This is a genomic window from Moraxella canis (assembly GCF_034424565.1).
GTDB classification, from domain to species: Bacteria; Pseudomonadota; Gammaproteobacteria; order Pseudomonadales; family Moraxellaceae; genus Moraxella; species Moraxella canis.
This window is the reverse complement of record NZ_CP139961.1, coordinates 1,225,675-1,240,116: the sequence shown is the minus strand read 5'-3', so window position 1 is coordinate 1,240,116 and position 14,442 is coordinate 1,225,675. Positions and strand designations below refer to the sequence as shown.

Annotated in this window: 10 protein-coding genes; 2 read left to right on the top strand and 8 right to left on the bottom strand. The window is 48.7% G+C overall.

Annotation, left to right across the window (positions count from 1 at the left end; translation table 11 throughout):
- Positions 1 to 975: a tRNA dihydrouridine synthase gene (locus tag U0021_RS05545; protein ID WP_327037422.1), complete on the top strand. Its 975-nt coding sequence runs from the start codon at positions 1 to 3 to the stop codon at positions 973 to 975.
- Here the strand turns inward: U0021_RS05545 and U0021_RS05540 are convergent.
- The 5 genes from U0021_RS05540 to U0021_RS05520 form a co-directional block, all read right to left on the bottom strand.
- Entirely contained in the window at positions 972 to 1,730 is a 759-nt protein-coding gene (locus U0021_RS05540; RefSeq protein ID WP_114800380.1) for an iron ABC transporter ATP-binding protein, read from the bottom strand. The genes U0021_RS05545 and U0021_RS05540 overlap by 4 nt on opposite strands.
- 9 nt (positions 1,731 to 1,739) lie before the next feature.
- Positions 1,740 to 2,747 carry an iron chelate uptake ABC transporter family permease subunit gene (locus U0021_RS05535; RefSeq protein WP_114800379.1) on the bottom strand — a complete coding sequence of 336 codons (1,008 nt, stop codon included), beginning with the start codon at positions 2,745 to 2,747 and terminating at the stop codon, positions 1,740 to 1,742.
- A gap of 3 nt (positions 2,748 to 2,750) precedes the next feature.
- On the bottom strand, positions 2,751 to 3,755 hold the full coding sequence (locus tag U0021_RS05530) for an ABC transporter permease (protein ID WP_114800378.1): 1,005 nt from the start codon (positions 3,753 to 3,755) through the stop codon (positions 2,751 to 2,753).
- Positions 3,756 to 3,815: 60 nt separating this feature from the next.
- Positions 3,816 to 4,823: a siderophore ABC transporter substrate-binding protein gene (locus tag U0021_RS05525; protein WP_227538691.1), complete on the bottom strand. Its 1,008-nt coding sequence runs from the start codon at positions 4,821 to 4,823 to the stop codon at positions 3,816 to 3,818.
- A gap of 264 nt (positions 4,824 to 5,087) precedes the next feature.
- The gene (locus U0021_RS05520) at positions 5,088 to 5,636 is read right to left on the bottom strand and encodes a DUF11 domain-containing protein (RefSeq protein ID WP_227538690.1); all 549 of its coding nucleotides are present in this window, start codon (positions 5,634 to 5,636) and stop codon (positions 5,088 to 5,090) included.
- A gap of 309 nt (positions 5,637 to 5,945) precedes the next feature.
- On the opposite strand from U0021_RS05520, the gene argA reads away from it, so the two are divergent.
- Positions 5,946 to 7,277, top strand: a complete 1,332-nt coding sequence (gene argA, locus U0021_RS05515; protein ID WP_114800376.1) for an amino-acid N-acetyltransferase — start codon at positions 5,946 to 5,948, stop codon at positions 7,275 to 7,277.
- Positions 7,278 to 7,343: 66 nt separating this feature from the next.
- Here the strand turns inward: argA and U0021_RS05510 are convergent, their stop codons facing one another.
- The 3 genes from U0021_RS05510 to U0021_RS05500 all read right to left on the bottom strand — a co-directional run bounded on the left by U0021_RS05510 (position 7,344) and on the right by U0021_RS05500 (position 14,360).
- A complete protein-coding gene (locus U0021_RS05510; protein WP_114800375.1) occupies positions 7,344 to 8,615 on the bottom strand; it encodes a sodium/glutamate symporter in 1,272 nt (423 codons plus the stop codon).
- 362 nt (positions 8,616 to 8,977) lie between these two features.
- A complete protein-coding gene (gene purL, locus U0021_RS05505) occupies positions 8,978 to 12,922 on the bottom strand; it encodes a phosphoribosylformylglycinamidine synthase (RefSeq protein WP_114800374.1) in 3,945 nt (1,314 codons plus the stop codon).
- A gap of 214 nt (positions 12,923 to 13,136) precedes the next feature.
- Positions 13,137 to 14,360: a multidrug effflux MFS transporter gene (locus U0021_RS05500; protein WP_114800373.1), complete on the bottom strand. Its 1,224-nt coding sequence runs from the start codon at positions 14,358 to 14,360 to the stop codon at positions 13,137 to 13,139.
- Positions 14,361 to 14,442: the final 82 nt, after the last annotated feature.

Below are 14,442 nucleotides of genomic sequence, written 5' to 3'. Positions count from 1 at the left end.
ATGAGCTTTAGACATCTGTTTCACACGCCGGTGCGCTTGCTTGCGCCGATGGAAGGATTGACCGATCCTTTGATGCGCCGAATCCTAACCCAAATCGCGCACGATCTGGGCACACCTTATGATTGGGCGGTCAGTGAATTCATACGAGTGACGCATTATCCGCTGCCTGCGCACGTGTTTTATAAATATGTCCCGGAGCTGCACACCCAAGGCTGCACCGCCAGCGGTACGCCTGTCCATGTACAGCTGCTGGGCAATAATCCTGAAACGATGGCAGCCAGTGCTGTGGTGGCAGCAAACCTTGGTGCTAAGGCGATTGATCTAAATTTCGGCTGCCCTGCCAAAACAGTCAATAATCACAAAGGCGGCTCGGTGCTGCTTGATGAACCCAAAACGCTGTATGTCATCATTCGGGCAGTGCGTGAAGCGGTGCCAAGCCATATTCCCGTATCTGCCAAAATTCGCCTTGGCTATACCGATACCAGCAAATCTGGTGAGATCGGTCAAGCTGTCGCGGACGCTCGTGCAGACTGGCTGACCATCCATGCACGCACCAAAGTTGATGGCTATAAGCCGCCTGCTTATTGGGAAAAAATTGCGCCCTTTAATGACTTGGGATTACCGATCATTGCCAATGGCGAGATTTGGAATGATGAGCACGCCATGCGCTGCATCAGCCAAGCCAACACCCCGCATCTGATGCTTGGGCGCGGTGCAGTCACTCGCCCTGATTTGACTGCGCTGATTGCAAAGCGGACAGGCTTGGATTGGTCAAAGCTTTGTGAGCATCAGTTGGCATTTTTGGCAGATCAAACAGACAATCAAAATGGGCTTATTGGACGCTATAAGCAGTGGCTTGGGATGCTCACCAAAGGCTACGATCAAGCCGACAAGCTTTGGCACAGCGTTAAAAAACTCAAAACCAGAAGCGACATCGAAGCGCTGATCACTCAAAGCGCCAACGATCACACCTAAATGGCATCAATGATGACAGGCTTACCCTGATGCTGTATGACAGTGACATCCACTTGATACAGCCTACGGATATTATCCGCGGTCAGCACTTCTTTTGGCGCGCCGACTGCAGTGATTTGTCCTGACTTCATCATGACCACAGTATCAGCAAACTGCGCTGCTTGATTGATGTCATGCAATACGATGACGATCGTCTTGCCTTGGGCGGCGAGCGATTTGAGCTGTCGCATCAGCTTGCCTGCATGGTACATATCCAGATTGTTGAGCGGCTCATCAAGTAGCACATAGGGGGTATCTTGGCAAACGATCATCGCAATCAACACACGCTGACGCTGTCCGCCTGATAAATCCGATAAAAATCGCTCTGCCAATGGCTCAAGCTCAAATGCCTGAATGACTTGTGCCACTTTGTCATGATCAGCTTGGGTGGGACGACCTTGATGATGTGGATAACGCCCAAACATCAACAGCTCTTTGACCCTAAGCCGACCTTGAATGTGGTTTTCTTGGGTGAGCATCGCCAAAGTCTTGGCAAGCTGTCTGGACTCGGTATGGGCAACCGATGCCCCGCCAAAACACACCTGCCCTGTTTGTAGAGGCAAAATTCGCGCCATCAGGCTAAACAATGTCGATTTGCCAGCGCCATTAGGTCCGATCAATGCGATGATCTGCCCCGCCGATAAAGACAAATTAATATCATCTAAAATCGTAAAATGCTGCCCTACTTGATACGATACGCCTGACACTTCTATCATGCTGCTGCCTTATCTTGCTTTTGCATATTGATGAAAAATAATCCATAAAAAGACCAAACCGCCCACCAATTCGATGACGACTTCAAGGACGCCTGCCATTTTAAAGACTTGCTCAAACATCAGCTGACCGGCCACCAAGCACAGCATCGCCACCAAAGCCACCAAGACCAAGCGAATGCCGTGGTGCATACTTGGGGCGATGCGGTTGGTCAAAGCACAAACCAATAATCCAAAAAAAGTCACAGGACCCACCATCGCTGTCGAAACTGCCACCAAAAGCGCGATCATCGCAAGCAAGCCAAATCCCAGCCGCTGATAATCAATACCCAGATTGATCGCAGGCAGCTTACCAAGCAGTAAAATATCCAACTGATGACGCAGCCGATACATGACCACAGCGCACAGCACGCACAGCACGACCGCCATGCCGAGCACTTGGGTGTTAATGGTATTAAATCCCGCATAACTCACCGCCTGAATGGTCACAAATTCTTCAGGATCAATCATGCGCGCGACCAAATAAGATAGGCTACGAAATAAAAGCCCAAACACCACTCCCACCAAGATCAAGCGTGTCAAATCCTGTGTCTGCCGACCAAATAGCAGCCGAAACATCGCCAAGGACAAAAGCAGCATGATGACCACTTCCAAAGCAAACTTACCAATGGCAGGAATTGCAGCCATGCCCACTGAACCTAGCACAAATACCATCAAGCTTTTGATCAAGATATATAAGCTATCAAAACCTAGCAAAGCAGGCGTCAAAATGGGATTGTGAGTGAGCGTTTGAAATAATAAAGTAGACGTACCAATCGCAAATCCCACCGTCATCAAGGCAAGCAGTTTCTTACCGCGCAGCGATAAAATAAACTCCCAACTGCCTGACGCATTGAGGGTCAAAAATAAGACGCTTGCCGCAATCAGTAGCATACCCATGACAATCGCAGGATAAGATTTCATAGTCTGTGTAAATGTCGATAAATGCATGGGCTTATTAATCAATGAACGATTTGGCATGGGTTATTTTTGTTGATACAGCAGCCACAAAAACACGCCTGCACCAATCACGCCAAATATGACAGTCACAGGGATTTCAAAAGGATAAATAATCAGCCGCCCAATGATATCGGACAGTAGCACCGCCGACGATCCAAGCAGCGCCACTGCCGGCAAAGACAGTCTCAGCCGATCGCCCACCAGCCGACTGACGATATTTGGAACCACAAGCCCCACAAAAGGAATCATGCCCACCGTCGCCACGACAACTGCACTGGTGAGCGCAATCATCACCACCGAAAGCTTGAGGACAGTCTCACGATTGACGCCCAGATTGGTGGCAATATGATCACCAAGTCCGATAATTGTCAGCTTATCTGCCAAGACATACGCCAACACAGACACACCGCCAACCAACCAAAGTAGCTCATAGCGCCCTGCCAAAATCGCCGAAAAATCACCAAATCGCCAGACATTTAAAAGCTGGAGCATCTCGGTCTGATAAGCGATAAAAGTGCTCACCGCCTCGATGATGCCACTAAATACAATCCCCACCAAAGGCACCATCAGATAATCTGTGGCAGGCAGGCGCTGAACCAGCTTCATAAAGATCATCATGCCGATCATCGCACAGACTGTCGCCATGGTAATTTTTATGCCGACAGCAGCGCTAGGAAACATCAAGGCAGTGATCAGCATGCCCAGCGCCGCACTTTGGGTTGCGCCAACCATGGATGGCTCAACGAAGCGATTTTTTAGCACAACTTGCATCATCATGCCGCTGATCGCCATCCCTGCGCCTGTCAAGATGATCGCAGCGGTACGCGGAATGCGGCTTTGGATAAGGATTTGGGCATCGCTGGCAGTCGCTGAAGTTCCAAATAATCCAGACACCAGACCCTGCCAGCTAAAATCCGCCACACCAACAGATAAACTGATGACAATCAGCACTCCTAAGATTACAAGGCTTAGGAGATTGGCAAAGACAGCCTTTTGCCAAGGTGCACGATGGGCTATGTGCTCAGTCATTACAGGCCCATACCAATTGCATCATCATAAAACAACACAGCTTATCTGGGGTAGTTTTATTTATTGTGCGTGCTTGGCAGCGAACGCATCACGCACCAGCTGAGCGTCGGTCAGCCATTGATAATAACCACCAAATGCCAAGTAGCTGTCAGCACTCAAATAAACGATTTGCTGATTTTTCCATGCTTTGGTACCGTGCATTAGCGGGTTATCTAGCACCGCTTCAGCCGATTGACCTTCTTCACCGATGGCAGCGCCGCGATCTAGCACAAATAGCCAGTCTGGATCGACTTTTTGTAAATATTCAAAACTGATCGGCTGACCATGGCGTGCCTCCTCAATATTACTATCTGCCATCGGAATGCCAAAAGTGGTATGCAAAAAGCCATAGCGTGAGTTTTGACCATAGGCAGACAGCTTATTACCATTCACCAAAATGGCAAGACCGTTACCCTTACCAGCGACTGCCGCCTGAGTTTCAGCGATCGCAGCATCAATCTCACTGATGGCTGCCTGTGCTTCGGCTTGCTTACCAAATAATTGACCAAAATCGGTAAGCTGCTGCTTGGTGGACTCATAAACATTTTTGGTATCGATCGTCAAATTCACCACAGGCGCCACCTTGGCGATCTCTTCGGCTTTTTCTGCCATACGCGAACCTACAAAGACCGCTTTTGGCTGCAGGGCATTGAGCGCTTCTAAATCAGGCTCAAATAGCGTCCCAACCTCCGTCGCTTCAGGCGTGTTGGCAGCCTTTAAATTGGTCAAGCGCAAATTAGTAGGCATCCCTTCTACTGGCACGCCCAGCACCGCCAAATTTTGCATCGCGGTCATATCATAGACTGCCAGCGGATGCGGATTGGCTGGCAAAGTCTGCTCGCCTGTCGCGGTCTGAATCGTCACAGTATCATTAGACATCGCAGTATCAGCAGTTTGGGTAGGCTGAGCGGTGGGCGCCATCGGCTCTTCGGCGACAGTTTCAGCGGGTTTTTCGCTACAGGCTGCCAGCCCAATCGCTGCCACCAAAGACGCCGCCAATGGCAGCATTTTATTTTTAGACAATGTCATAATCATACCTCAAATTTTTATCATTTATCTTTACCATCGCATCTTATAAGTGCATGGCTCAAGCAGGCATCTATTATAAAGGAGGCTACACAATGATTCAAATTAAATGCGAATATTTTTTATTTGCAAATGATTAATAATACAAAAATAGTACACGGGGGAGATGTTTGGTAAGTTTAAGTCATGGAGTCGCTTTATCATAAAAAACACCAAATCAAAGCGATTTGGTGTATTCAGTCAGCAAAAATAACGGGCAGATTTTATTTACTTAATGATTGCTCGATATTTGACAACCGCCGTTGCGCCAATGCCAAGCTCTTGGATATTCCAGCGCAGGGCTTGATATTGATTAAAAGGCAAGTTTTGGACAGAGCCATCAGCGGCGGTGGTACGAATTGGCATGAACACAAAGCGTGAACCATCAGCACTGGCTTGGGTGCCCATACTTGGTGAGACCACACCAGTAAATTCAGCCCCTTGAGGCAAGCTCAAAGCCACACGCATATCACGCACGCGATCTTTACCATTATTGGTGAGCAGCACTTGATATTCGATCAGATCGCCTGCCTTGATGGTGCTCTGAGCGGTCACAGGCTCAAGCACCTCTTGACCGTTATCCATGCGCACGATGAATGCATTCATCACGGTGCCAACCTCGTTACTCGTTACAACTGTCGGCGTGGTCTCAGGCAGCTGAACGGCTGACGCTGTCGGCTGAGTAGTGGTCGATGGCGCTGTGCCCATAGGCGCTGTCGCACACGCAGACAATGCCAAAGCCATCACACCCAAAGAAAAAGCAGCAGAGATTTTCATAAATTCATCCTTTATTTGTCAAATTTTTATGCGCCCATAAGCATAGCACAGCTGATCAGCGGTGTGAATTTCTCGACTGTTTAATTATGGTAACCGCCGACAAATGCTTAAGATCGTAGCCGATGATGACAGATATCACCCTATGTCAATCTTATCAAAAAGCAGATAAATCACTTGGCATCCGCCCAAAACTTTGCTATGGTATCTTGATAAGTATTCATAGGACATTTGACCAAAATCAGGCGCCCTAGCCGCATATATTTTCCGCCACTTATTAGTTTATCAGCCATTGAATCATTTGGAGCATTCATGAATTCTGTTAGCACCTCCGAGAACGCGCCTGCACTAACACCTGTGCATTGGTTTCGTAATTCTGCCCCTTACATCAATACCCATCGCGGCAAAACCTTTGTGGTCATGTTTGGAGGTGAGGCGGTCGCTCGTGATAATTTTAGCACGCTGATTCATGATTTTGCGCTGCTGCACAGCTTGGGCATCAAATTGGTGCTCGTGCATGGCGCGCGCCCACAAGTAGAAAAAAACTTGCAAGGTCGCGGATTGATGTCAAGCCTCCATGAGGATGTGCGCGTGACACCGCGTGAATCTATGCCTGCTATCTTGGAGGCAGTCGGCTCAATTCGCCTACAAATCGAAGCTCGGCTGTCGATGGGGCTTGCCAACTCCCCCATGTACGGCTCTCGCATTGATGCCATTTCAGGCAATTTTGTGACCGCGCGCCCTTATGGCATCAGAGGCGGTGTAGATTATCAGATGACAGGTGAGGTGCGCTCGATTGATGTGGATGCCATCCGCCACAATTTGGATAATGACCACATTGTCCTACTTGGACCGACGGGTTTTTCGGTTACGGGTGAAATTTTTAATCTACTGGCAGAAGATGTGGCGCTGACGACGGCGGTTGCCTTACAAGCTGATAAGCTCATTTTCTTAGGTGAGCAAGATGGCATCATCAGCCGTGATGGTCGCTTGCTGCATGAGCTGATCCCTAATGAGGTCGATCGCCTGCTGCGTGATCGTGATGATCATGAAGAGATTGCGCATTTTCTGCGCTGCGCTGCCAGTGCCTGCCGTCAAGGCGTACACCGCACTCACATCATCTCGTATGCCAAAGATGGCGCGTTGATTGAGGAGTTGTTCACACGTGACGGGTCGGGCACTTTGGTCAGTCATGATCCTTATGAAGAGATCCGCCGCGCGACCGTCAACGATGTCATCGGTCTGCTTGAACTGCTAAAACCTCTTGAAGAGCAAGGCATCTTAGTGCGCCGCAGCCAAGAGCGGCTAGAGCAGGAGATCGAGTTTTATAATGTGATTGAGCGTGATGGCACCATTTTGGGCTGTGCGGCGCTTTATCCATTAGATGCCCAGTCGGCAGAAGTGGCAAGCCTTGCCATTCATCCTGATTATCGCAAAGGCAGCCGCGGCGCTGATTTGCTGGCGTTTTTGGAGCAGCAAGCCAGAAGTCATGGACGCCATCAGTTATACGCTTTAACGACTCATACCGCGCATTGGTTTGTTGAGCAAGGGTTTGGCGAAGTGTCGGTAGATGAGCTGCCAAAAGAGCGCCAAGACAGCTATGATCATAGCCGTAACTCAAAAGTGCTCAAAAAACTATTATAATTTGGGTATCAAAAAATCCCAAGCAATGTGCTTGGGATTTTTATTGATGGGTGGTCAGCGGTCAACTCAGCCAAGCACACCGATGAAGGTTTGTAGAATTGCCACGTTCATGATATCAACAAAGAACGCACCGACCATCGGAACGATCAAAAATGCTTTATGAGAAGGCATATAGCGGTCTGTGATCGCCTGCATATTGGCGATGGCAGTTGGCGTCGCGCCCAAGCCAAAGCCGCAATGACCAGCCGCAAGTACCGCTGCGTCGTAATCTTTACCCATCACACGGAATGTCAAGAAGTACGCATAAGCAATCATCGCAACCGTCTGTGCAGCTAAAATGATCAAGATCGGACCTGCCAAGTCGGTCAGCTCCCACAGTTTTAGCGATAATAAAGCCATCGCCAAGAACAATGACAGCGCCGCGTTACCAAAGACATCGATGGCACGATCAAACATATCAAAATTAAAAATCGTGGTCAAAGTATTACGAATCACCACACCACCAAACAGCGCCCAAACAAAGGTCGGTAGCTCAAACCAAGTATCTTTTGCCACCCCAGTCATAATATCAGCAAATGCCAAACACGCCGCAAATAGCGCCAGTGTCTCAATCGCCGATGATGCCGTGATCAGACGGATATTATCAGGTCTTTCAAACATCTCTTTATGTGCGGTATCGTCATCAAGATCATGCTTGGTGCTATAAAGTGAGTGCTTGGCGGCAAGCTTTTCAACTTCTGATTGATCGGCTTTTTTGGCAGTTGGTTCAATCCCTAACTGATTGGTCAATCGCTTGGCGACAGGACCGCCGATGATACCGCCTGCTACCAAGCCATAGGTAGCACAAGCAATGCCCAAAGTCGTCGCACCCACTAAGCCATATTTATCTTCAAAGGTCGATCCCCAAGCGCCTGCCGTACCATGACCGCCTGTCAGCGATACCGAGCCTGCTACCAATCCCATCAAAGGATCTAAGCCCAGCACTGTCGCCAAACCGACGCCAACGGCATCTTGCAGCAAGATAAAGCCTGATACGACAAATAGGAAAATGAATAAAGGTTTACCGCCTGCTTTTAGTCGTCCAAAATCTGCCGACAAGCCAATAGAAGCAAAAAACATCAGCATACACGCTGTCTGCAATTCTCTTTGAAAGGTAAAACTGTAGCCAAAAAAGAAATTCAAACAATACACGATGATGGCAGCAATCAGACCGCCTGCCACTGGCTCAGGGATGTTAAAATCTCCCAAAAATTTAATTTTCTTGACCAAAAAACGCCCCAGCAACAATACCAGTGTCGCCAAGATCAGCGTATAATAGCCGTTTAAAGTAATTTCCATAAGTGCTCCTATCAGGGCAAATTTCACACCTTATCATGCACATTCATACTGCTGCACCAGCCAGTCATGATAATCCCAAGTTGTTTAGTCAATTCAATAGACGCGGGCAATTATAAGGCATATTCTTTGCAGTCATCAGTGTATTTAAAGAATTAAAGCATTCATTTGTTACAATATATTTCAAAAACGGCAATTTGTCACTGTTTAAAACCTATGAAAGTCCATCAAAAAGATTCAGCCAAGCCATCACCAACTGCCAAATACCAAGCCAAAAACATCTAAAAAACCCCAAATCGCACAGATTTGGGGTTTGGGGTTTGGGTCATGATCATCATAAGCTAAATTTAGCTTACCACATTTAATCAGCGCAAAAACGCACGCGCATTGCGGAACAGTCGCATCCAAGCACCATCTTGAGCCCACTCATCAGGCTTCCACGAGTGATTGACCGCACGCAGAGTACGCTCAGGATGCGGCATCATCAAAGTGACACGACCATCGTTACTACAAATGCCCGTTACACCTTCTGGTGAGCCATTTGGGTTTAAAGGATAATATTCGGTAGGGTTGCCTTGACTGTCAACATAACGCAGCGCAATCTGACCATGGCGAGTCAGCTCTGCCAGGGATTGATCATCCAAATTGGCATAGCCCTCACCGTGCGCGATCGCAATCGGCAAAATGCTGTCTTGCATGCCTTTTAGCAGTACCGACTTGGTGCGCTCAACTCGCACATTGACAGTACGCGCCTCAAAACGGGCTGATTTATTGGCAATAAAGCGTGGGAAATGTTCAGCGCCAATCATCAGGTCTTTTAGCTGACTCATCATCTGACAGCCGTTACACACACCCAACGCGAAAGTCTCAGGGCGATGGAAGAATCTGGCAAATTGCATCCGTAGCTCATCGTGGAACAGCACTGAGTTTGCCCAACCAGAGCCCGCCCCCAAAACGTCACCGTAACTAAAGCCGCCACACGCCACCAAGCCTTCAAAATCACGCAAATTAATGCGTCCGCTCATCAAGTCGCTCATATGCACATCAATGGCATCAAAGCCTGCACGCACAAAGCCTGCGCCCATCTCTAGGTGTCCATTCACCCCTTGCTCACGCAAAATGGCAACTTTTGGTAAGCTGGTGCGACTGTTCACATACGGCGCTTCTACCGCCAAATCCAAGTCATAATTGGCATCAGCAATCAAGCCATGATGAGTGATATCATCGATGAGTGCAAATTCTTGATCGGCGCATGCAGGATTATCACGCAGACTTTGGATGGCATGGCTGACTTTTGACCACTGCTTTTGAAGTTCGCTGCGGCTAAATGACCATGATTGGCTTGGCGTTTCGATGCTTAATACATCGATGCCAGCGCCGCCTGCAGGCGTCGTTTTGGCTTGACCGATCAAGCTGACAAACTCGCTCACCTGATGGGTTTGGGCTAATTCAACAAACGCTGCCACATCTTCGGGCAGGACTTGAACGACGGCGCCCAATTCTTCGGCGAACAGCTGACCTAGTAGATTATCATCGCTCAGCGCAAGACCAATCGCCATGCGACTGGCGAACTGCATCTCTGCAACCGACGCAATCAAACCGCCATCACCGATATCATGATAAGCTTGGATGATGCCTGCTTTTGCCGCTGCTTGAATGAAAGCAAAGAAATTGGCCAAATCCTCGGGACGCTCTAAATCTGGACACTGGTCACCAAGCTGACTTAAAGTCTGCGCCAAGATTGAGCCGCCCAAACGAAGCTTGCCTGCCGACAGATCAATGCGATATAGCACCGAATCGGTATTTTTTAGAGCTGGGGTGAGTGTGCCTGCCACATCTTGGACAGGCGCAAATGCGGTGATGATCAAGCTCATCGGTGACGTGACCGACTTGTCCGTACCATCGTCATTCCAAACCGCTTTCATAGATAAGCTGTCTTTACCCACAGGGATGGTGATGCCAAGCGCAGGACACAGCTCCTCGCCTACAGCATGAACGGCGTCAAATAACGCTGCGTCTTCTTTTTCGTCGCCACATGCCGCCATCCAGTTGGCTGACAAGGTGACATCACTGATTTTGGCAATCCGAGCTGAAGCGATGTTGGTCACCGCCTCACCAACTGCCAGACGTGCCGATGCCTTAGGATCGATGAGCGCAACTGGCGCACGCTCGCCCATTGCCATGGCTTCGCCTGTGATGGCGTTAAGTGCGGTGCTCGTCACGGCACAGTCTGCCACAGGGACTTGATAACGCCCAACATATTGATCTTGGGTCACCATACCAGTAATCGAGCGGTCGCCAATAGAAATTAGGAATGACTTACTGGCAACTGTCGGATGGCGCAGAACATCTTTGATGCTGGTGGCGATATCCACTGATGCAGTATCAAGCGGCTTGAGATTTGGTGCTGTACGGCTAAAGCTTCGCTTCATCTTTGGCGTACCGCCTAACAATACCTGCATCGACATATCCACAGGCTGCTCTGGCAATAAACTGTCATCTACCGTCAGCTGGCGCACTGTAGTCGCTGTGCCCAAAATGGCATAAGGGCAGCGCTCACGAGCACAGATACTATCAAATAACGCCTCACTTTCTGGACGGATGGCAAGCACGTAGCGCTCTTGAGCTTCGTTTGACCAAATCGCCATCGGTGACATACCTGCCTCAAGCGAAGGCACCTTACGCAGATTCAGATGCGCGCCAAGCTCATGATCATCGACCAGCTCTGGCATGGCATTTGATAAGCCGCCAGCGCCGACATCATGGATAGAGACGATTGGGTTATTATCCACTCCGTCTTTGGTCATCGCCCAGCAGGTATCAATCACCTCTTGGCAGCGGCGCTCCATCTCAGCATTGTCACGCTGCACCGACGCAAAATCAAGCCCTTCATCCAGCTCACCGCTATCAACTGAACTGGCTGCACCGCCGCCCAAACCAATCTGCATGGCAGGACCGCCCAACACGATCAGCAGATCGCCTTCTTGGATGGTGTTTTTTTGGACCAAATCACGCTTGATATTCCCATAGCCGCCTGCGATCATGATGGGTTTATGATAGCCACGCATTTGGCTGCCATCTTGGGCATCGGAGGTGTCTAGCTGAAAAGTACGAAAATAGCCATTTAAATTCGGACGACCAAACTCGTTGGCGAACGCAGCGCCGCCCAGTGGTCCTTCAATCATGATATCAAGTGCCGATGCCATGCGTGCAGGCTTGCCATAGTCGGCAGCAGAGACTTGACCTGAAGTTTCCCATTTTTCAGGCATATCAGGCAGATGCAGATGTGAGACGCTAAAGCCTGTCAAGCCTGCTTTGGGCTTACCGCCGCGACCTGTAGCGCCTTCATCACGGATCTCGCCGCCTGCGCCTGTCGCTGCGCCTGCAAATGGTGCGATGGCAGTTGGGTGGTTGTGGGTCTCAACCTTCATTAGGATGTCAATTTGCTCATTATGAAAGCCATACTGAGCCTCGCCCTCGGCGTTTTTAGTTGGATAAAAGCGCTCCGCCACGAAGCCTTCCATGACCGCAGCGTTATCCTTATAAGCCGATAAAATGCCGTCAGAGTTTTTTTCGTGCGTATTACGAATCATCTTAAACAAAGATTTAGGCTGCACATCACCGCCGACTGTCCACTCAGCATTAAAGATCTTATGTCGACAATGCTCGGAGTTGGCTTGGGCAAACATCATCAGCTCCACATCGGTTGGGTTGCGACCAAGCTTGGTGAAATTATCCACTAAATAATCGATATCTTCAGCCGACAGCGCAAAGCCGTATTCGGTATTTGCCGCTACCAAGGCATCTTTACCAAAGCCCATGATATCCACCGCGCCCAAATGCGCAGGCTCGCCATCAATAAACAGCGCCGACACATCCGCCAAATCATACACCAAGCTTTGGGTCATACGATCATGCAAAATGGCTTCGGCAGCTGCAGGCAAGCGCTTGGGCAAGTTTTCACCTGTCAGCGTGTACACGATCACACGCTCGACACGCCCAATCGCCACGCCGCAGTTATTAAAAATATCGGTCGCCTTAGATGCCCAAGGGCTAATCGTCCCAAAACGCGGCGCAACCACCACCTGCACTTGTCCGTCGTCAGCACCGTTTAGGCTTGGTGCTTGACCTTGATTTAATAAATCAATCGCTTTTTTGTGGTCAGACTCTGACAGCGGTTCATCAAACACATAAACCTGCTGACTGCTCAAGGTATGAATAGCTAGCCCAGCTTTTTGTTTGAGTTGGTCGGCTAATTTTTGTGCTTGGAAATCGGTCAAAAACCCTAAGCCTGCGATGGTGCTCATCATGGTGGTTACCCTTTGCTAAAGACGCCAAAAAGGTGGCAATATCATCAAAAATAAATGTTTTTTATTATAACAGATTTTAAGGCGATGTTTTCATGAAATCAAAAAAGGGATGAAAATTTCATCCCCCTTTCATGGCATAATCGGCTTGATCATTGATCAAAAAATCGGTCTTTATCAAGATCATTTTGGGCTTGGTGGCGCCCAAAAGAAGTGCTCAGTCCATGCTAGATAAATCAAGCTTTGGATCAATCAAAAACACCATAAAAGTACCAATCGCCACCAAAATACTGGTGGTGATGCCAAGCTTAGTGACAGGATCCAAATCAAACAAGCTGATGAGTAGACCGCCAAAAATACCTACCGAAAACTGAAGCGCGCCTTGTAGCGCACTTGCCAAGCCTGCACGCTTTTTTTGAAATGCTAACGCAATGGCGGTCGCGTTCGGCTGCGTAAAACCTAGCCCTGCAATACAAATAAAGATACTGGCAAATACCCAATAAAAATTCGCCGCACCGCCAAAGCTTAGACCCAGTATCAGTAGCGCCGCAGCAGCGATCAACTGAATCAGCGCCCCAGTGCGTAGCAAATTCACCAAATGAAAACGCTTGGTCAAGAACTGATTCACTTGGGTTAGCGCAATGAATCCAAAGGCATTCATCCCAAAAGCGATGGCAAACTGATGCTCGGTTAGGCGATAATTCACCATAAACAGCTCACTTGAGATGGACAAATAAATAAAAAACGCACCTTGCAGCAGCCCTGCCGCCACTGCAGGCAGCATAAAGGTACGATCTTTCATCAAGCTAAGATACTGCCCAAAGCTTTCGGACATTGGGCGGGTATTGCGATTTTCAGGCTTTAGAGTTTCTTTTAAGAAAAATTTGGTCAAAAGCAGGTTGAGCACCCCAAAACCTGCCAAAAACCAAAATACGCCGTGCCAATCTGCCACTCTTAAAATCAGCGCACCCAAACTGGGTGCCAAGATCGGCGCAATGCCCATCACCAGCACCATCAAGCTAAAAGCACGTGCCGATTGGACTGGATTAAGGGTGTCTCTGATGGCAGCTCGGGTTACGACTGCGCTCACGCAGGCACCTAATGCTTGCAAGGTTCTTGCAGCAAACAGTACATATTCGTTATTGGTCGTGGCGCAGATGATCGATGCAATGATAAAAATGGTCATGCCCAAGTACATGGGCTTAACCCGTCCAACACGGTCGCTGAACGGTCCATAAAACAGCTGACCGAACACCAATCCCAAAAAATATGCCGGCACAGATTTGGCGATGGTGCTGACACTGACGCCAAAATCTTCTGCCATGCTCGGAAAAGCCGGCAAATACATATCAATTGATAACGGTCCGATGGCAACCATCACGCCTAGCATCATCACCCAAAGTGCGGGAAACTTTGTATCGTGGTTATTTGTTGTTGTCATTTTAATCTATAATTATGTATGAGTTTGTCGTAAAAATCGTTATTGTATCACAGCTGTGTTAATTTTAATTTTTAGAAACTGT

Excerpts from the sequence above, each read along its gene's own strand:
- purL (WP_114800374.1), bottom strand. The coding sequence starts at position 12,922 with ATGATGAGCACCATCGCAGGCTTAGGGTTTTTGACCGATTTCCAAGCA.
- U0021_RS05545 (WP_327037422.1), top strand. The coding sequence starts at position 1 with ATGAGCTTTAGACATCTGTTTCACACGCCGGTGCGCTTGCTTGCGCCG.
- U0021_RS05500 (WP_114800373.1), bottom strand. The coding sequence starts at position 14,360 with ATGACAACAACAAATAACCACGATACAAAGTTTCCCGCACTTTGGGTG.
- U0021_RS05510 (WP_114800375.1), bottom strand. The coding sequence starts at position 8,615 with ATGGAAATTACTTTAAACGGCTATTATACGCTGATCTTGGCGACACTG.
- U0021_RS05520 (WP_227538690.1), bottom strand. The coding sequence starts at position 5,636 with ATGAAAATCTCTGCTGCTTTTTCTTTGGGTGTGATGGCTTTGGCATTG.
- U0021_RS05525 (WP_227538691.1), bottom strand. The coding sequence starts at position 4,823 with ATGACATTGTCTAAAAATAAAATGCTGCCATTGGCGGCGTCTTTGGTG.
- U0021_RS05535 (WP_114800379.1), bottom strand. The coding sequence starts at position 2,747 with ATGCCAAATCGTTCATTGATTAATAAGCCCATGCATTTATCGACATTT.
- U0021_RS05540 (WP_114800380.1), bottom strand. The coding sequence starts at position 1,730 with ATGATAGAAGTGTCAGGCGTATCGTATCAAGTAGGGCAGCATTTTACG.
- argA (WP_114800376.1), top strand. The coding sequence starts at position 5,946 with ATGAATTCTGTTAGCACCTCCGAGAACGCGCCTGCACTAACACCTGTG.
- U0021_RS05530 (WP_114800378.1), bottom strand. The coding sequence starts at position 3,755 with ATGACTGAGCACATAGCCCATCGTGCACCTTGGCAAAAGGCTGTCTTT.